Origin of the sequence: Candidatus Pantoea deserta, assembly GCF_003813865.1 — a bacterium.
Lineage (GTDB): Bacteria > Pseudomonadota > Gammaproteobacteria > Enterobacterales > Enterobacteriaceae > Pantoea > Pantoea deserta.
In genome coordinates, this window is record NZ_RMVG01000031.1 from 1 (window position 1) to 18,059 (window position 18,059).

General features: G+C 50.8%; 20 protein-coding genes. 5 read left to right on the top strand and 15 right to left on the bottom strand.

Annotated features, from left to right (window positions below; all coding sequences use genetic code 11):
- From BBB56_RS22375 to BBB56_RS22410, 9 genes are all read right to left on the bottom strand, one after another.
- On the bottom strand, nucleotides 1–315 hold a 315-nt coding region (locus tag BBB56_RS22375), incomplete at its 3' end, for a TraC family protein (RefSeq protein ID WP_158673958.1).
- A gap of 7 nt (nucleotides 316–322) precedes the next feature.
- On the bottom strand, nucleotides 323–874 hold the full coding sequence (gene traV / locus BBB56_RS22380) for a type IV conjugative transfer system lipoprotein TraV (RefSeq protein ID WP_123803104.1): 552 nt from the start codon (nucleotides 872–874) through the stop codon (nucleotides 323–325).
- On the bottom strand, nucleotides 867–1,031 hold the full coding sequence (locus BBB56_RS23560; protein ID WP_158673959.1) for a hypothetical protein: 165 nt from the start codon (nucleotides 1,029–1,031) through the stop codon (nucleotides 867–869). Before BBB56_RS23560 ends, traV begins: the two co-directional genes overlap by 8 nt.
- The gene (locus BBB56_RS22385) at nucleotides 1,024–1,380 is read right to left on the bottom strand and encodes a hypothetical protein (RefSeq protein WP_123803105.1); all 357 of its coding nucleotides are present in this window, start codon (nucleotides 1,378–1,380) and stop codon (nucleotides 1,024–1,026) included. Before BBB56_RS22385 ends, BBB56_RS23560 begins: the two co-directional genes overlap by 8 nt.
- Nucleotides 1,377–2,732, bottom strand: coding sequence for a TrbI/VirB10 family protein (locus BBB56_RS22390; RefSeq protein WP_123803106.1), 1,356 nt, complete (start codon nucleotides 2,730–2,732; stop codon nucleotides 1,377–1,379). The genes BBB56_RS22385 and BBB56_RS22390 overlap by 4 nt, the downstream gene beginning before the upstream one ends.
- Complete coding sequence (locus BBB56_RS22395) at nucleotides 2,722–3,447, bottom strand: TraK domain-containing protein (RefSeq protein WP_123803107.1); 726 nt, start codon at nucleotides 3,445–3,447, stop codon at nucleotides 2,722–2,724. The genes BBB56_RS22390 and BBB56_RS22395 overlap by 11 nt, the downstream gene beginning before the upstream one ends.
- Nucleotides 3,440–4,012 (bottom strand): TraE/TraK family type IV conjugative transfer system protein, encoded by a 573-nt coding sequence (locus BBB56_RS22400; RefSeq protein WP_048786170.1) that lies wholly within the window; start codon nucleotides 4,010–4,012, stop codon nucleotides 3,440–3,442. The genes BBB56_RS22395 and BBB56_RS22400 overlap by 8 nt, the downstream gene beginning before the upstream one ends.
- 18 nt (nucleotides 4,013–4,030) lie before the next feature.
- A complete protein-coding gene (traL, locus tag BBB56_RS22405) occupies nucleotides 4,031–4,327 on the bottom strand; it encodes a type IV conjugative transfer system protein TraL (RefSeq protein WP_039390254.1) in 297 nt (98 codons plus the stop codon).
- 9 nt (nucleotides 4,328–4,336) lie between these two features.
- Nucleotides 4,337–4,666 carry a type IV conjugative transfer system pilin TraA gene (locus BBB56_RS22410; protein WP_052259267.1) on the bottom strand — a complete coding sequence of 110 codons (330 nt, stop codon included), beginning with the start codon at nucleotides 4,664–4,666 and terminating at the stop codon, nucleotides 4,337–4,339.
- Between the two features lie 283 nt (nucleotides 4,667–4,949).
- On the opposite strand from BBB56_RS22410, the gene BBB56_RS22415 reads away from it, so the two are divergent.
- Nucleotides 4,950–6,278 carry a helix-turn-helix domain-containing protein gene (locus tag BBB56_RS22415; RefSeq protein ID WP_123803108.1) on the top strand — a complete coding sequence of 443 codons (1,329 nt, stop codon included), beginning with the start codon at nucleotides 4,950–4,952 and terminating at the stop codon, nucleotides 6,276–6,278.
- 44 nt (nucleotides 6,279–6,322) lie between these two features.
- On the opposite strand, the gene BBB56_RS22420 is transcribed toward BBB56_RS22415, so the two are convergent.
- Nucleotides 6,323–6,724 carry a relaxosome protein TraM gene (locus BBB56_RS22420; protein ID WP_123803109.1) on the bottom strand — a complete coding sequence of 134 codons (402 nt, stop codon included), beginning with the start codon at nucleotides 6,722–6,724 and terminating at the stop codon, nucleotides 6,323–6,325.
- A 415-nt stretch (nucleotides 6,725–7,139) separates the two neighbouring features.
- Between BBB56_RS22420 and BBB56_RS22425 the strand changes: the two genes are divergently transcribed.
- Nucleotides 7,140–7,640 (top strand): lytic transglycosylase domain-containing protein, encoded by a 501-nt coding sequence (locus BBB56_RS22425; protein ID WP_123803110.1) that lies wholly within the window; start codon nucleotides 7,140–7,142, stop codon nucleotides 7,638–7,640.
- Nucleotides 7,641–7,900: 260 nt separating this feature from the next.
- Here the strand turns inward: BBB56_RS22425 and BBB56_RS22430 are convergent, their stop codons facing one another.
- Together BBB56_RS22430 and BBB56_RS22435 are read right to left on the bottom strand one after the other, a co-directional pair.
- Nucleotides 7,901–8,752, bottom strand: a complete 852-nt coding sequence (locus BBB56_RS22430) for an LPD29 domain-containing protein (protein ID WP_123803111.1) — start codon at nucleotides 8,750–8,752, stop codon at nucleotides 7,901–7,903.
- A 64-nt stretch (nucleotides 8,753–8,816) separates the two neighbouring features.
- Nucleotides 8,817–9,407, bottom strand: a complete 591-nt coding sequence (locus BBB56_RS22435) for a hypothetical protein (protein WP_123803112.1) — start codon at nucleotides 9,405–9,407, stop codon at nucleotides 8,817–8,819.
- A 1,045-nt stretch (nucleotides 9,408–10,452) separates the two neighbouring features.
- Between BBB56_RS22435 and BBB56_RS22440 the strand changes: the two genes are divergently transcribed.
- Nucleotides 10,453–11,442: a lysozyme inhibitor LprI family protein gene (locus tag BBB56_RS22440; RefSeq protein ID WP_123803113.1), complete on the top strand. Its 990-nt coding sequence runs from the start codon at nucleotides 10,453–10,455 to the stop codon at nucleotides 11,440–11,442.
- A 183-nt stretch (nucleotides 11,443–11,625) separates the two neighbouring features.
- Nucleotides 11,626–11,976 carry a hypothetical protein gene (locus tag BBB56_RS22445; RefSeq protein WP_123803114.1) on the top strand — a complete coding sequence of 117 codons (351 nt, stop codon included), beginning with the start codon at nucleotides 11,626–11,628 and terminating at the stop codon, nucleotides 11,974–11,976.
- Between the two features lie 178 nt (nucleotides 11,977–12,154).
- On the opposite strand, the gene BBB56_RS22450 is transcribed toward BBB56_RS22445, so the two are convergent.
- Complete coding sequence (locus BBB56_RS22450) at nucleotides 12,155–12,619, bottom strand: hypothetical protein (protein WP_123803115.1); 465 nt, start codon at nucleotides 12,617–12,619, stop codon at nucleotides 12,155–12,157.
- 442 nt (nucleotides 12,620–13,061) lie between these two features.
- Entirely contained in the window at nucleotides 13,062–15,905 is a 2,844-nt protein-coding gene (locus tag BBB56_RS22455; RefSeq protein WP_123803116.1) for a UvrD-helicase domain-containing protein, read from the bottom strand.
- Between the two features lie 397 nt (nucleotides 15,906–16,302).
- Here BBB56_RS22455 and BBB56_RS22460 point away from each other — a divergent pair, with 397 nt between their 5' ends.
- Nucleotides 16,303–16,752 carry a hypothetical protein gene (locus BBB56_RS22460; protein WP_233593092.1) on the top strand — a complete coding sequence of 150 codons (450 nt, stop codon included), beginning with the start codon at nucleotides 16,303–16,305 and terminating at the stop codon, nucleotides 16,750–16,752.
- 812 nt (nucleotides 16,753–17,564) lie between these two features.
- Here BBB56_RS22460 and BBB56_RS22465 read toward each other — a convergent pair.
- Entirely contained in the window at nucleotides 17,565–17,930 is a 366-nt protein-coding gene (locus BBB56_RS22465) for a hypothetical protein (RefSeq protein ID WP_123803117.1), read from the bottom strand.
- Nucleotides 17,931–18,059: the final 129 nt, after the last annotated feature.

Sequence of the window (18,059 nt, forward strand, 5' to 3'; positions counted from 1 at the left end):
AGAGACCAGCATCACCTGCAGCGGGACGTCGCGGGGGGTCACGTCGCGCAGCAGGTACTCCAGGCTTTCGGCCAGCTTCTCGTTGGCGCCAATCAGCGGCTGCGACTCAATCACGAAGCCCACTGACTCCTTGTTCACCCAGATCTGACTCTCGCTGTCATAGTCCCGGTAAGGCAGCAGGTCGCGGATATGGGGGTAGTCCATGTCCTGCAGCTTCTGGCGCGTTTCATTCGTGGTGTCGCGCTCCCCCAGAATGCCCGCCACCGTCTCCACCACGTTCAGCGGGTCAAAGCGGAAGCCTTTCAGAAATTTCATGCTGACCTCACATCAAAATGCCGCTCCAGTCACTGCGACTGGAGACGCTGTAGATGACCTCACCCATGTGGACGTTGTTGTCGGGGGAGACATACGGCGCAATCCAGATGCGCGCCACGCCGTCAGGGCGGCGGAACGCGGCGGCCGGCTCCGGGAAGCAGTGCGCCGCGCTGCAGTACGCCGTCTGCCGGGCGTCAGTGCGCAGGACGCCGTTTTCGCGGGTGAACGGGCGGACGTCGCTGGATGACGCCACGCGCACCGGGATACCGTCGTTCAGGCCGCTGCGCCCCGCCTGCGTCTCCGTCTGCGGGTCCAGGCGGATGGTGCCGGTATCAATCAGGCGGTAGTCGTCCAGGCGAATGCCCGCGCCGGTGAAGCCGTTCGGCGCGATAGCCGCTGGCGCGTTGCCGCTGCTACCGGCGGACATATCGTCGGCCTGCGACATCCAGACCCCGGAGTCCTTAGCCGGCTTGTCGAACTCAAAGTCGCTGTTCATGCCTGCGCAGCCGCTCAGCATTACGGCCAGCGCGCTGATGATAAAAGAGTGAGCTTTAGTCATGGTGCTCTCCGTCTGCGTGTTGGTTGAGAAGGTCTTTCATAAGGGTCATGGCCAGCGCGGTTTTTCCCGCGCCGGTTTCGCCCGTTGTCAGAAAGTGACCAGAAAGAGGCTGGTCATCAGCAGGCTGGGTATGGCTTACATCTGTCGGGTTATTCATGGTGTTCTCCGCCGACGCTACCGGATGACAGCGCGTCGATTTCGGTAAAGTCGATAAAGAGGTCGCCGTTTTTGCCGCTGGTCCCGAGCCGGGACAGCATGCTCATGGCAAAGGCATCGCCGGGGGCGACCTCCAGCAGTCGCCGCAGCGTTTCCCCGAACAGGGCGACGTAGCCGTCGTCCGGGATGAGGCCGGGCTTGCAGTAGAGCTTCTTTACGCCAAACCCCAGCGCCTGCAGGCCCGGGATGCGCGCGTCGGCCTCACGCCCGAAGCAGTTCACCGTCCGTTCGGTAAAAACCATCCAGCCGCAGTGCTCTGCGTGACGAAGCCGGATTTTTTCAGCCGTCATTGCGCCACGTCCTGCGGGGTCGTACCCCTCGCCTGCCCGCCACTGGTCGGGGTCACAAAGTCATTCATGTTGAGGCGGGTGGCGTCACCGAGCTTGCCCACCAGATCCGGCGGCAGGCCGCTGTTGCCCTGCTCCCGCGTCTGCGTGTCCTGCTGCTGTCCGCCCGAGCGCTGCTGCTCTTTCGCGAGCTTCGCGGCCTCTTCATCCTCAATAAACTTCGCGCGAAAGCCTTCGATAAACACCACTTCCACGCGGTTCGCCGCGCCGATCGGGATAATCGGGTGATACTGCTCGGCGCGCTCGATATAGTAGTCGGCCAGCCTGTCCGCCGCCTTGCCCACGCCGCCGCCGATGGCGCCACGCGCCACGTCTCCGCCGCTCAACGTGCTGGTTGCGCCAATGCCGGGCACCGTCTGGCCAACCTGCGAGGCGCTCTGTCCCAGCCCGCCCAGCGCACCAGAGGTAAAGGCCAGCCCGAGGATTTTGCCGTTGCGCATCACCGGCACGCCCTTGATACCGTTTTTGCCGTAAAAAGCGACGTGGCCCTTCACAGCCTGATCGATGTGCTTGCCGTCGATGATGCAGGAGAGGCGCTGCAGCTGAACGATGGCCCGCTCGCTGGAAATGTCCCCGTAGGCTGCAGCCGTCACGAAGCAGTTATCGAACCGGTCGAATTTGTTGTTGCCTGGCAGGTGCGCTTTGCCCTTGAGCTTGAACTGCATCGGCACCAGGTTGTTCTCCCCGCGCACCGAGGCGTTGGCATCGGCGCCTTCAATTACGATGGCGTCGGAGAACGTACCGGTCGGCACCCAGAAAGAGGTGTCCTTCGCTTTGTGCTCAAACTGCGAGTAGTCAAACGTCTGGTTATCAATCTGGCCCTTCTGCACCGGCGCGGGCGCAAAGGTGTATTCCGCGCGCGGCGGCGTATAGCCTGCGCCCTGCTGACCGCCTGGAGCGGCCTTCGGCTTGTCCTGCTGATTTTTCAGCTGTTCCATCAGGTCGGAGACGTTCTGCTGCAGGGACTTGTTATTGTTCATCACATCCGACATCTGGTCTTTCAGCGACTTGAAGTCTTTCTGCATCGAGGCGAGCTGCTCCCGCGCTTCCTTCTCCCGGTTCTGCGCGCTCACCAGCAGCGAGCCCTGTCCCGAGCCGTCAAACGTGTTCACCACCCCGCCCCCGGTCAGGTCCGGTTCGGCAGCAGCACTGTCGGGCTTGTCAGCTTTTTTTACTGAATGTCCGGACACGCCCCGGTTGGCAAGGTACAGACCGCCGATGATGACGGCAGCGGCGGCCAGGATGATGGCAAACAACCGGCGCTGTTTGCTGCGGACCAGGCTGTTAAGGTTCATCCGGGCCTCCTCGGGTGCGGAACACGGTTATTACCGACACTTTTGCACCTGGCTCCAGCACGTCGAGCTGCGGATGAAACGCCACAGCCATCACGCCCGGGCTCCAGAAGTAGCGCTCGCTCAGGCGGATGCGCTGCGAGGAAAGGCTGGTAATGTCCGTGCGCACGATGCGCACCCGGTCACCCTGCCATGCCGTCACCGGGCGCAGCGCAAACGCGCTTTTTACCGACTCGCTAACCGGGACATCGGTGTTTTTACTCAGCACGTAGCCCGCAGGCTTGCGGTTGGTGATGAAACGCCCGACCAGGCTGCTGATAAGCGCGCTGTAGGTGTCCTGCTTCTGCTCGTACTGCCTCGCCTCCTCCGTGCCCTGCACCTCGCGGTTGTCTACCGTCAGGCTCAGGCCCGCGCGCCTTCCCGGGGTCGCCTGTACCGAGAAGGCAAAGCCTGACGCGGTCTGTACGAACATGGTGAACGGCTTGTCGGTCAGGGTGGAAAACACAATCGCGCCTTCCGGCGTCGGGGATTTGGCGCTCAGCACCCCCTGCGCAGCCTGCACGCTGAGAATGCGGTCGTCATTCACGCGCAGATAATTGGGGTTGGTATTACTCACCGCCGCGTTGACGCGCGCGCCGGGGCTCAGCGTCAGCTGCTCCGCGCGGGCACCAAAGGCGGTCAGTAGCGCCACGGCGCTGATTAGCAGGGATTTACGCATCGGGAACCTCCAGGAAAGCGCTCCAGCAGAGACGGTTGTTTCGTGTATCGGTGCGCAGGCGGTAATGCTTCTTTACCGGGCTCGCGTCGTGCAGTCCGTAGCTCAGTTGCAGATCGCCTGACACATCGACGATGCCCTTATCCGGCCAGACGCTGACGTCTTTCGGATAGAACACCGAGCCGCCGCTGTTTCCCTTCACGCGTGAGGCTTCATCTGCCAGCACGCCCTTCAGGGACTTCTCTGCACCATCGCAGGCACCTGCCAGCAGCATTTCATGGCTGGCGTCTGCGTTGCTGTCGGAAATGTTGAGGCGCAGGTTCATCCACGCCAGCGCCATCAGGCGCAGGTAGCGGGCGTCGCCGCGCTCGCCGGTAAAACTGAACGGCGTATCCGCGCCGTAGGGAATAACAATGGTCTGTCGGTTATTAACGAGCTGATTCATCAGCGCCCGGTTATCGCCATAAATGCGCCAGCTGAGCGCCAGCGCGAGGATTGTGATAACGAGCAGCACCAGAATAGCCACGGCCATATTGCGGTTTCCCGCCGAACGCAGCTTTAATTCCATGTTGTCTCCGGAGGGGGGTCAGGCGACCCAGTGCCGTTTGTAGCTGTCAGGCAGGATGCTGATAAAGAAGCGCATCACTGATGTAGGCAGGCACCAGTACGCCAGGTTGAGAAGATACTGAGAACCGCGGCCTTTCTTGAGATGACGAATTCCAACCACGGCGGCTAAGAGCGTGGGGCCGAAAATCCACATGTTGAGGAAGATAGCCAGCAGTGCCAGTGGCACGTACAGGCAGAACTCATCAGGTGGCAGCCCCACGAACCGCTTTTGCTCGGAAAACGTAGCCGCAAAGGTATACCGGTCACGTTTATCCATTAGCGCGCGTTAAGACGGGATGATGCCGAAGGCAACGTTGATAAACACCATGACCGCTGCGATGCCGCCAAACATGGCCAGGTTCTTGGTTTTCACATAGGTAAACACGGCAGCGATAATTTCGAGAATATACAGAATCCATACAACTGTACTTCCAGATCCGAAGGTATCGTTAATCGTAGTTTTCCCGTTTGCGAAAAGGTCTTCCGCGTGGGCTGGCATAGCAGCAGCAGCAAGGATCGCCATTCCAGTGAACAGAGCAGGTTTGTTTGCTTTGTTCCACGCTACCGCCCCTGCCTTGCGGCAGTAATTTACACACGAAGAGAGAGTGCCCTTCATAGGAAATTTCCTCAGTTAGGGATATAATGGTTAATTGGTTGAACTATCGTTTTACACTGCCTGTATGGTCTTAAGTCAAATTTCGAGCTTACTGGTAACGCCTCCTTTACATAATTGTGGTCTGGCAACAGAAACTTACGTTTTCCTTACTGGCTGACGTTTTTTTACGCTTCTGGATCGCACACTTCAATATAAGTTATTGATCTTACTGATCAATTTCATTTATCGTTATGGTGAGCATTTTCGCTTGTCTCTCTAACTGACTGACTGGAAAAGAAAAATCATGGCTGACTCTGCCGATTTGGTTGTTCTTGTCGCCGATCCGGCGGGCTTTGGAGCCGAGGTTTTTAGGACAAAGCATGAGGCCGTCTTATCTGATCTGCTTAACGATGCCCTCCTTCATTACATGCGTGACCCTGGCTGGTTTGAGGTTAGCTTCAGAGAAACCCGCTTTTATGCCTGCCAGCTCGTAACCATTCCACTGCTCGCCTTTATTAAAAATCGCGTCCCGGCCAGACAGTTGCAGGCGGCGGCCGAACGGTCACTCACACAGTTGAGACAATATTCAGACGTAGCCGACCCGGCTGCATGGATAATGGTTAATGCGGATTTCTTAGCCCCCCTTCCCCGTCCCGGCGTAAACCTGTGGCACGCCAGAAAAATAAAGAACAGCCTTGAAAAGGCAATATTTACTGAGCCCGGGGAAATAACTCATTCCAAAATAAAAACCGCCCCGGTCGGTAAAAAATCCGCAACATCCTCTAAAAAAGTAAATCAACCAAAACATGTGTCGGAAGAAAAATACGGACCCGATGCAGATAAAGTGATGGAGCGTGTGATGCTGGGCTGGCGCGTCAGGGATATATGTGAAGAACAGAACTGTTCTGAATCTTACGTCTACAAGCTGATAAAAAAGCGCAAGGGAAGCTCTGCAATGGATTACCGGTGGAAGCAGTGGGAACTGATTGCACGCATGTATCATGCCGAGCCAAAAATGACGATAGAAGAAATTGAGCAGACCTGCGGAGTATCTCGTGCAGTCATCTATCACGCCGTTAAAAAAATAGCGGATCGTGACGGAAAGGAAATCACCCCTCGGGAGCATGAGAGAAAACTGACACCAGAAGATGTTGAGGCGATAAAAGTAAAGTTGAGCCAGGGCGTACTCAGAAAGCATATTCTGACTGAATACAGCATCACGAACGACACGCTTATTAAGTACGTTGGCACGCATGAAGATTACAGGGTTATATCTGAAGAATTAAAAGATTATGCGGTGCGATTGCGCGTGCAGGGTAAAACCCTACAGCAAACCGCCGATATACTTGGTGTGACGGTCGCAACGGTTAAACGCGCATGGAGCAAAAAGAAAGACTCTCCTGACATTAAGGAAAAGCGCGTCAAGTATGATAACCGTAACGTGCTGTCTAAACGTGACCGCGATCAGGCAGTTAATGCTGTCTTACGAGACGGCCATACAAGAAAGCAGGTTTACACACAATACGGAATTAATGCACTGACGCTACGCCGTTATATTCGTGACGCGCTGAAAAGAGAGACCGATGCACTGAGGCAGGATGACAATGAAAAGGATGGACAGGGTGATGCCTGAATAAGAAGCCTGATGTATTCGCAGATAGACCAGGCTGGCGTTAATTATTTAAAGTACTCCAGTAATTTACCGGCAACTCTTTCCTTCATCTCTTTAGGCCAGTCTGGATCAAGAAGCATTTCGTTCCTGACGACTTTAGAAGTATCAACCGTTTCTTTAATGATGCCGAAAATGGCGTCGATAATGAACCCATTCATGAGCGCGTTTTTGGCAATTAACTCCAGCTTCTGATCAAGGGTTTTTTCTGAAGCATCCTTGTTGATTTTGTTTTCATGCACTCTTAAACCGAGTTTGAACATCTCCATAACAAAGGATGATCGGTTAGCGGTATCGCGAGACTCTCCATCCTCAAGCATTTTTTCAACGTGCGCATCAACCTTTTCAAGTAAAGAGAATGGGACGGTAAGGTAAACCCGGTTTCGCTTGGATGAGTTATCGTCATTCATATTAATTCTGGCCTTAACTTTTTTTAAGAGATTAAACCCATCTCATCGGATGAGTTGCCTCGGCTCCTACACAGCTTAAATAGCGCGCTCTTTTTGGATGCCACATGGCAACCTTATAGCCACCATTAAGAAAACACAAGGCCCCCAAAAGGCATTTTTTCAAATATTATTAGTGCTATCTAGCTGATTTTCATAGTTATGCCTTACAGCCTCCTTCTGGAGGCTTTAAGGCCCTCTTAGAGCAACCATTAGGCAACCATTAATCTGTGTAAATATTCTACGATTTAAAGCTAAATCACTGAAATTAAATGCATAAATCAGCAAAAATAAATTTGCGAGTGGTGTGTAAAAACCCGACTCTTATGATATTATTGAGCCTGACATCTCCTCCGAACTTTTCAAATCAGGAGCCGCAATGCGTTTATTTACTCACGCTGCCGCCCTGCTGGCGTCAGGCATTTTATCCGCCAGCGTGAATGCGGACTGTTTTATTAAAGCCGGCGAATGGTATTCCATCGATCCGGACTATCTGCGCGCTATCGCCTGGCAGGAGTCCCGCTATAATCCGGGAGCCATTAATACTAACCGGACGAAAGACGGTAAGCCCGGCAGCAGTGATTACGGCCTCATGCAAATTAATTCGGAAACAATGCGACGACTAAAGAAAGAGTATCCCGGTCTCAGTAAAGAAAAGCTGCTCAGCGATCCGTGCCTGAACATTTATATCGGTGCGATGCTGCTGCGCCGTAACTTCAATCAGTACGGCACAACGTGGCTGGCGGTGGGAATGTACAATGCGGGAATGAAAAACAAGCCTGTGACCGTAACGAACCGCTATAACTATGCGATGCTGATTGACAGACATTATAAGGCCATCAAGGCAGGTACGATCCCACGAAAGGCATTCAACGGCTAAACGGATTTTTGAAACTGACGAAGCGCGCAATGCATCTTTATCCTTCTGCGCAGGATTATTTTAAAGGCTATAACGAATCCAGCGCGCAGATTTACCCGCTACGACTCAATGCCGGGAGCGGGTAACAGGAAAAATCGCTCCTTTTTCTTACTCCCTGCCCGTTCCGTACATCGCCCCGGTTTATATTTATCCGTCTCCGGTTCAATACCGGCGGCGGATAACAGGCGAAAAAAAGGAGCCTTCAGGCTCCCCGGTGGATGTTATTTTATTTCTGCAAGCGTTCTGTTTATCTCACCCTGCAAGCCCTGACTGTGCCAGAAACAATCTCGCCCGACCCGGTGAAGCTCACCGTTTTTAAAACGCGCCAGCGTTATTTCCTCACCTTCGAGACTCCCGCCATATTTTTTAGCGATAATGTCCAACGCCTTTTGCTTCATTTCGTCCGAATAATCCCTGTCGGTAAAAACGTAGCCCACGCCTCCGTAAATCCGGTTAAAGGGAGAAGCACAGGAAACGGACATATCCTGCATGCCATCAAAATAACTGTCCTTGTACTTATCCGTTACTGCTTTTACTTCTTCCTCTGTCGGCCCGCCCACCCAGTTAACGCTTACGCTGTCATAGCTTCGCTTACGCACCGAGAATTTAACGCCCGGAAACTTTGCCTTCAGCTCTTTCCGAATGTTGGATGTAACCTGCACGGCCCCGTTTTTATCCTGCGTGAGCGTGGCATATTCCGGAGCCGTTTTTAAACGCTCGCATTCAGATGCATAAAGTCGCGCGGCCTCCTCTTCTTTCTGCTGCTTACGGCGCTCTTCAAACTCCGCGTGTTTCACAATGCGCGCCGTCTCTTCCCCACTTTTTATTTCCGGAAATATGCTCCACTGTTTTCCGTGCAGGATACTTTCGGGCAGCCCACGCGATATTCCGCCGCTCTCAAACGCAATATCAAATGTTGCATTACCACCGTATGACACACACCCTGAAAGCGACTCGACTGATGCCAGATTTTGCTCACCGTGAACGGCGAACACGACACCCCGGCCGCGATTGTAAAGAACTGTGCTGACAACCTGACCGATGACCACTGCCTGTGCATTCTGCATTTTCATTTCAGTTTTCCTTAAGTCATTTGAGACGAAAAAGCGGCCCGCCCTTACAGGCCGCGCAACGTTTTCAGAACGGGATCTCGTTCAGGGTGGTATCAACGGCACCGGCAGTTACCTGATTTTCAGTCGCCGGGTTCAGGGCGCTTTCCAGTGTGATGATCCCGCGCGCGACGTCGCTTGCCTTGTAGAGGTCGAGTCCTGCCGCCATCGCCGCGTCAAAGTTATCGAGAAACTTCTGCACCTCCTCCCTCCGCACCTCTGCGGCCCGGCCGACATACTCCCGGCGCACTTCCTGCCATGAATCCGTGCGGTAAAAAATCTGACCACGGCTGGCAATCAGGTAACGCCCGGCGGCCTTTTCGCCCAGGTCGTACAGCGCTGTCATGCCCGGGCCTGAACATGCCAGACGCGGCAGCGCGGTATGTCCGGCAGCCATCAGCGCTACAACATCCGTTTCATCGAGCAGCAGTACATCCGTACCATAGCTGCCGTTTCGTGCCGGGTAGTGCTTCCCCTCTGGCGGCGTGACATTTTTTCCGTCTTCGCCCGTGGTGTGCCAGCGCATGCGCAGATCGTTTGCACTGACGCAGATTTTCGGGCCGTTACCCCATGTTTTGGAAGATTCTGAAGCGGCGACGTTGACGTTTTGTGTGTGCATGCTGGTTCTCCTGTCAGGTGGTTAATTCATGTTTCGGTTAGTTCCTCGCGGCAAAGGGCTGAGAAGCAACGGCAGGCAGCAGATACAAGGGCGCCGCAGGCGTGCACTTCACCCTTGTATCTGATGAATGACGGTGCCTGGATTCGCCCGCCGCGTGGGACGTACCGCAACATGACCACCGCGCCGGAGATGAGCATGCACACACCCGACCGCAACGCGGGCGTCCTCAGCGGCCACGTCTTTATGTGGCCAGTGAACGCGCCGGCGCCAGCCGGCTGCAGGGGTTGACCTGGCCGTTCGCCATCAGACCCTGGCCGTCTGGCCCGGAACGCTTCGCGGTCCGGCGGAGCTTACCGGCTCTGCCGGTTAGCGGAGTGGGGCTCGACGACCCGGCAACGCCGGGGAGCCGATGGGGGCCATGAGTTGTCAACAGCCACGTGTGTATCGAGCCCGAGGTAAGGAATTAAGACCACCAGCGCTTTTACGACTGAATTGGCTTAAACAACGGGAGGAGAAAAAAGGGATGTTAAGTAATGCACTGCTCAGACAGTGCGTGCAGGCAGGATGGAATGTTGTGCAGAGAATTTTGTTCATAACGAACGAATGGCTGGCATGCAGTTAAGACTCAAAATATGAAAGCCTTAGCGAATGGGGTATATCTTTCATCGGCCCCGGCGCTGTCCTTAGAGATTCAACCTGGCCGTCATCGCAGCAACATCTCTGCTGAAGTGGTGCATGCCGTGATACAGTGTTCACTCGCTGTCTGCCTCCCACTGTGACGAGTTTTCACACGTACGGTTCAGCAAAAAAACTTGCTATCTGCCAATTCCATTCAACAATCTTCCCGGGTTTCTGAAAAGCCTGAACTGGCCTGTGCTCGATTAGGCACCTGCGGAGGTAATTTTAAAGTTTTCAATGTAAGTGCCGATAATATGCATTGCTTAGGCAGGTGAGTTTCACAGGGTATAGATCCTCAGCAGAAAAACCTTAATCACCGGCTCCCCCGCCGCCGTCAAAATCAGAATAAATACTCTAAAGGGAACTCATGAGACTCAAATACGCCGCTCTGTTACTTGCCGTTGCTCTTTCTGGTTGTGACAACAATAAAGAAGTGATTGGCTGCTCTTCTGACATTACCAAATCTGCTTTTCTGGATTTGATCAAAAAGGGGGCTTATGAAGGTCTGTCCGAACAGGTCGACAAATACCAGGACGTTACCAGTCAGACGAAAAGAAGTGCTCTCGACAAAATTAAACTTGTGCTTTCTGAGATTTCTACGACTTCCAGTGACACAGGCAGCACTATGAAAACCTGTGAAGCCACGGTTTCTATGACGCTTCCCGCAGATGAATATGCGCAGCTCACTGAAGCGTATCGCACGAACTTCAACCGCAATCTGGACAAGCAGCTTGAAGGCCTGTCGCTAGAAAATAACGCGAACATTTTCTCTAAGCGTATCAGCTATACAGCGCAGGCAACTGATGATCAGAAAAACGTGTTCGTTAAGGCCCAGATGGGTAACCCTGTCTCCGCGGGCGCAAGTCTGATAACAGCTCTCTCCATCATCAACCCTATCGTTGAACAGCAGAAAGTTCAGCAGACTAAAGACGCCCAGCAGCGTCAGATTGAGATCCAGCAGCAGGCTCAGCTGCAAGCCCAGAAACAGGCGCAGTATGAGGCTGAACAGCAAATTCAGAGACAGGCGCAGCTTCAGGCACAAGAGAAAGCGCAGCAACAGGTCCAGCAGCAGTCTCTACAACCTACCAATCAGCAGCCTCAGCAGCAGAACTCTGACAGCCTTGCGCAGTCCCGGATTGCATTTGCGAATGCTGACTCCGACCTCAATACTGCCTGGGGAGCGTTAACGCCTGTTAAGAAAAAGGAATTACTGCCTTCTCAGCGACAGTGGATCAAAACCAAAGACGCGATGTGTGGCAAGGTCTCAATGCAGGGTAGTGATTACGAGGTGAAAAAAATGGTCGACTGCCAGGCACAGATGACCGTATCGAGAACCGATTTCATCAGAAACCAGTAATCAGGTTTACTCAGACAGGCATTGCCCTGCAAGCTGGTGGCCTGTACCGCGCTGGCGCCATCCAGTTGCAGGGTTATTCTTAAGGTCGTCACGGTATCCTGACGCAAAACCTTAACCTTATCCAACTGAGATACTGACTTTAGCTGCTTACCGTTTCAGAAAACATCATCATATGGAAATAAAATGATTAAATTTCGCATAGCTAACATTGCCATTGCTACATCATTACTTACTTCTCTATTTGCAAACACGGCCTCGGCCGATCCTGACCGCGACTTTTCAAACGTTGACTGCAATGATGCGAAAATGAGAGGCCTGCTGCTCGAGACTTACAATGATATTAAGAGTAACTCAGATGCTCCAACGGTTATTGATGTATATGACCAAAAAAAAATCATGGGGGATATAAACAAGCTGGCCTGCCACGGAACCTATGAGTTTTCTGACGGAGATAAGCTGAATATGACCTTTAAACTGTATAAGAACAGCATCGGTCAGTTTATAAACAGCTTTGAACCTGACTCTGACAATTAACACAGTAATCGTCAAGTAATTAAGTTAGCGGCGCTTCGCCGCTAACCAGCAAGAACAGTCTTCAGAAATCGCTTCTAAAACGCTGTAATAACGTTATCTAAAAACAGTGCAACCTGACGGCGCTACTCACAACCTCTGCAATCTGAATAGAGTGATCAGCGTTAAATCATCAATCCCGTCAGAGCTTCTTCCCTTCAAGATGGCAATTATATGACGTACCGCCGTGTTCACGGATCAACCAGTCTACCGCCTGACCGGAGATGCGGTTAATTGAGACCCTGGACATGCTGATCCATTGTTTTTTATCTCTGGACGCCTCAATGGTGTATTCAATTTCTCTTTCATTCACAGTCGGCCTGGCAACTCTGAACCAGGTATCATCCCTACCCATCGATTCTCCATCGACAGTGATGATGACCGCCTCAGTAAACCATGTGGTTGTCAGTCCATTTTTTACGCACGTATTCCCTGTCTGAGCTTTCATATTGAAGCAGAGTTTATTTTGCGTCAGATAGGGAACAGGCCAGATACCAGTGGCTGACATGTCATTTTTTGAGGCAGGTTCACATACTATCAGTTGAGTGGCTGCAGCTACGTCTGTAATAGGCAAAGCTAGCAGGGTTAATAAAATTGCTCGTTTCATAAGTTTGAAATCCATATCGGTAAAAAATTTCTATAGCATCATCTTGCATGAGCACACATCAGGCTTTAACACGCACAGCGAAATGAGTATCGGCTGTTAGCTACGGATCATTAACGCAATAGTAGAGAGGCACAATGAAAACGCTAAACGCAGGAAAAGCCCCTGATCTGGCAATCAGATCTCATCCCCACACCAATGCTCCCCCTCACGCTGAGGAGCATTTTCCGGAGCCTGACAATATGAATGATGATTGCCGATGGCATGAGCTTGAAAAGGCTGAGTTGACGGGCATATGGCCTCAGGTCGTCAACTGACCAGAGCGTCCTGCCTCAGTTGTAGTCAAACACGGTGGTAGCGAGTCTGGCTTTCCCCCTGCATGTATTGCCGAGGCCCTGATATTAGTCAATCAAATGACATCTCATACGTGTGCTCATATCAGGTCTCATTTTGACGTATGAGTACATTGGTCGCCTTTAATTCCGTAGCCGCTGCACCCCCAGAACTCGCCAAACTTACCCTGCCTTAATTTCATTGGCCTGCCGCATTTTTCACAGATTTTCATTTTGTTATCACATGCAGGATTATTGCATTGGCTGTGACTTCGCATGTCGAATGAAGGAGCAGTGCATTTTTCACATACCCTCGCCTTCCCTACTGTGCAACCCAGTCCAGTACTGCAACTGTAAAAATCTCCAAACTTGCCCTTTACCAAACGAAGGTAGCCTGGTTCGCAGTGAGGGCACTTAAACATTTTGCGATACCGCTCTTTGAAGGTATCAGAGGCGATTTGCAAATCGTATTTAGGTGTAAGAAGCTCGGTAACAAAATCAGATGGTGCAGTGGGATCGGCAATGATGTAGCACTTGTGCCTTGCACGCGTGATACCCACGTACAGGAGGCGTCGCTCTTCAGAGTGCGGGAAAGTGTCCAGAGAGGGTAACAGCGCTTCGATGACAGCATCATCTCTGTTTTCGTTAGGAAAACCTGTCTTGCCCTGAGAAAAGCCAATCAAAATACAATAGTCTGCTTCCAGTCCCTTCGACTTATGAAAACTCCAGAAAAATACGTTTTCCTTAAATTCAGCGCCCCACACAGATTGTTTGGCTTCTGCTAACAGGTAATTATAGCGAGCAATAATAGCTATCGATGCGGTGGGCTCGTGCTGCCTTATTTTCTTAACCACCTCCAGCGCTTTGTCGCACAAACTCCTCTGAACACCAATTTTATCATCAAGAAGATAAACCTGAGGCTCCTCAACCTTGTGATGAGTATCAATCTCCTTTTTATACTGCTCGGGATTTTGCATAATGAAAGTCCCGGCAGTTTTGGCAATGCTATTGTTATACCTGAAAGTTTTCTGAAGTTTAGTCACCGTGCAATGACCAACAAGATCCTCAAAGCGAGTAGTCAACTCCAGTTTACCGCCTGAAAACCGATAAATAGATTGCCAGTCATCACCGACAATCGTCAGGGAGGGTGCGGGCCCTTTTGCTAAAATGCCCTGAATGAATTCCATTCGGGCCGCAGAAATATCCTGAAACTCATCAAGCAGAACATATTTCCATTGCGGAACATATGCTCCAGTGTTAATGACATCTATGGCACGGATGATCATGTCATCAAAATCAATAGCATTCTGACGTTTGAGTTCATCAATGTAGCCACTGTGCAACTCATCCAGTAAATTGGAATATTTCTCTGCATTAAAAATTTTTGCCGCGGTAAAACGCGCAAATATCCCTTTTTTATCTAATCTTTCGACACGGATTGACTGGAGAGCTTTCGTCATCAGTTCAGCCCAGCTTCCTAACTCCTGCTGTTGATTCAATTTCTCAAAAATTTCTTGGGGACTCATAGGGTCGAAACTGACCCCTGCCGCGGCTAGTCTGGCCTTAAACGCCGACAGTAATTTTTTCTCCTGCCATTCATAATGAAATGTTTCGATTAACGTAGTTCCACACTCCGCATGAAGTGCACGCTTTTTCTCTATAATTTCACCGTAATTACTGGCATCAATATCCGGCCGGGTTTTTCCGTCCCGGTCAGTTCCGTAATGTTCAATATATATATCGGTATCTTTAATGTGAAAATCAGGACGGTAATCAAACCCAATTTCCAGTCGTCGTTTCGTTACATAATATGATTCATACTCATATTCAATTCTATTAACGTGCATGAAGTTAGCCAGCAAAAGTTCCTGGTAACCTCTCACTTTTTCGCCACCTAACGTTCTGAATTCGTTATCGCGTAGATGCTTCTCATACTCCGATTTTGTACTGAACTGCAGAGCATCTACGGGAGGCGTAGTCAGCTCAATCAAATCAAAAACGCGCGCAGGATCGGCGCTGATATACTCATAAATCCATTTTGTAACCCACTGCTTGAGCTTATAATTATCTTCTGCAAACACACTTATCTGTGTGGAAATACCTGCATCTCTGAGTATCTGCCTGCCCAATGCATGAAAAGTAGAAATATAGGGCTTAGTGGCTAAAGTTACGCTTCCATTAATTGCTTTGCTTTCCAGACGTTCTTTCAGCTCATTTGCTGCAGCCTTGTTATAAGCAAGAACAAGAATTTCGGAAGGTTCAGCGAGTTTTCTGTCGATCAGGTCAAGAGCCTTAGCAACCATGACGGAGGTTTTCCCCGTGCCTGCAGCAGCCAAAACCATATTACGATCGTTAGACCTTAAGACGCCCAGTCGCTGCTCAACTGTGAGAGGATTAGCTTCTACAACATCAAAGAATGCTTCCCGACTCCGGAGCTGGCAGCTTTCATGATGTTCACGCAGAGATGCCATATCCAGTGGAAAGAATTTTAACATCATCTCGATCCTCTCAATAACCGAGGCGGGTAAATACTTCTTCCAGGTATCAGCTTGCAACACGTAGTGCCTGTGCAGCTCTGATAGCAGGCTTTCGATTTGCTCTGACCAAGAGTCTCGAGGGTAATGGTTGATCGCTAAAGCATCAAATTCAGAAAAGCTTGCCTTCAGATAATCCTGAATGTGCTCTGACACAGATCGATTAATAAACTCGAGAAAATTTGCTGTTACTTTTTTTTGCAAAAACCCGGTTTTAATCTCAGTACCATCAGAACTGAAGCGCAACTGACTTCCAAGAACCGATTCATCAACATGCGCAAACGCACGCATTGACCTGATAGAGTAATGGGCCACTTCTTTACCCTGAAGTGACAACCACAACGTATCTGAAGTCGCATTGACTGAAGGTTTTCTAAAAAGTTTCCCAAGGAAATTAACCTGGACAGAACTGATTTCATTCATCAAAGTATCACTTAACAGCGCTATCTATTCATACCCCATTCTCTCTGACATTTTTTTTGTACGCAACACCCTCCTGTTTCGATAAATATTGCACTTGACACGGTCACGTAAAGAGCTCTTCCTCCTGAAAGATATGGATGCTTAAGTTAAATGTGTAAGATTAAATCATACAAACCAATGCCTTAATTGACAGACCTTACCTGCTTGCCGATAAGCTGCAAGCCTACATAACTACTATTTATGGCAGGTGGGTTTCATAAAGAGTTCTGCTATGTTGAGCAACTTCTCATAAAGGGGTTCTACATCATGGGCTTAGGAAAATTGTTTGGTATAAAAAAAGATAAAGTTTGTAATTGGCGGGATTACAACAAAGTTACCTGAGACTGACGAACAGACAATGAATTTAGTTTCACAACTAGCCCGAAAGTTAGAAATGAAAGTTCCGAATGAACAAGATATCTATTGGTTCGTTATTGAGTTTTTTGATCGCGCGGCTGCGTTTAATATTTCTGCCAAAGGTATATTAGATAATTTACCCTTTTATCTCTTTAAAATGGAATATGAAGGGCGCCGATCAGAAAAATCATATGTTGGAAAGAAGAACTCTGGTGTCTCATATCTTCTTGAGGATGTGGCACCTTCGTTCCAAAAAGCTGTGTCTCATCTCGGTGCTGGTTCTGAACAGGTCATAATTACTCTCGCCTATGTCGTTTTCTGCACTGCGCATGCTGAGATGATTAAGAATTTACGTATCAAATATGCGGTTCACTATCACAACAATTGTATTTCGAGCGGAAGTTTTAATAGCGCTGAGAAATGGGGTGAAGTGATTGAAAGTTTGGAGTGATTATTAAATCCTCCATGTAACCGATACGAAAAGGCTGATCTGACCTGCTTTCATTTTGTGAATAAACGTGATGCCAGCAATGTGTTAATGACTTGTGTGAAGCATTGAGAATTATTGCTTTTTCACTTTCGGCAGAGGCATACATCCGACCGCAACGCGGGCGTCCTTAGCGGCCACGGCTTTTTGTGGCCAGTGAACGCGTCGGCGCCAGCCGGCTGCAGGGGTTGACCTGGCGGTTGCCATCAGACCCTAGCCGTCAGGCCCGGAACGCTTCGCTAACCGGCGGAGCTTACCGGCACAGCCGGTTAGCGCAGTGGGGCTGACGACCCGGCAACGCCGTGGAGCCGGAGGGGGCCATCAGGCTGTTTATGTCTTTGACCTTCAGAGACAGGAAACCGGAGAAGCAGCTGCAGCACAGCAGCAGAACAGAGAGCAGCAGGAAGCAGAGAGAAGACCGTGAGACACCGTCCCGGACAGAGAAAGCGCAGGCGAAGGGAGAGAGCCGGTGCGTCAGCATCGGTTGTCCCCGGCCCGCAGGGCCGCCCGCTTTTCAGGCGATGCCCGATGCCGGCATAATCGTAACTCCAGGTCGCAGGTATAAAAAAGCCCCTTCCGGGGCTATCGATGTCAGGCTCTGCGCTTTTTCTTTCTGTCTCTGCGGTTCTCCATGCACCAGACAAGATTACTGTACAAGCCCGCCAGGCCATATATGAGCGCAAAAACTGAAACAGCGGCTAACAGTTTCACCCCCGTCTGGCCTTCTGGCACAGCCATTATTTCCAGCATGTCTCATCCTTACTTGTCCGGTTACTTTATGATCCACGCCGCGCTTCGGCTATGCCGCCACTCATAAACGCCACAACGAGTGTAAAAAGGCCACCGATCATTAGCAATGTTTGCAGAATCATTCTTGCTTCTTTCATTGCGTCAGAAACTGAATTCAAGTCTGGATTTACATACCTTGCAACGGAGGCAATTACTCTGAAAAAGCCCGGGATAAACATCATCCAGCAACCCGCCCTGACGTAGTCCAGGCGCATATTACGCTTCAGCCACTTACCCAGTCGGGTTTTATTGCCAAAGCTGTCACTTTTCCCAAAATCAATGCTGTTTGCGGTCATTAACACCCATAAAACCGCCACGGTAAACAGTGCTGTCAGCCAGAATATATAGTCCATTTTCAGTCTCCTTAAGTGGCTGTAGATAATATTCAGTCTCCATATCTACAGCGCAAATTAGTCCGGTCAGGTCGTCCGTTACCGGAGCATTACTGATAGCCCAGCGCCTTCATTATCAGCACGGTAATG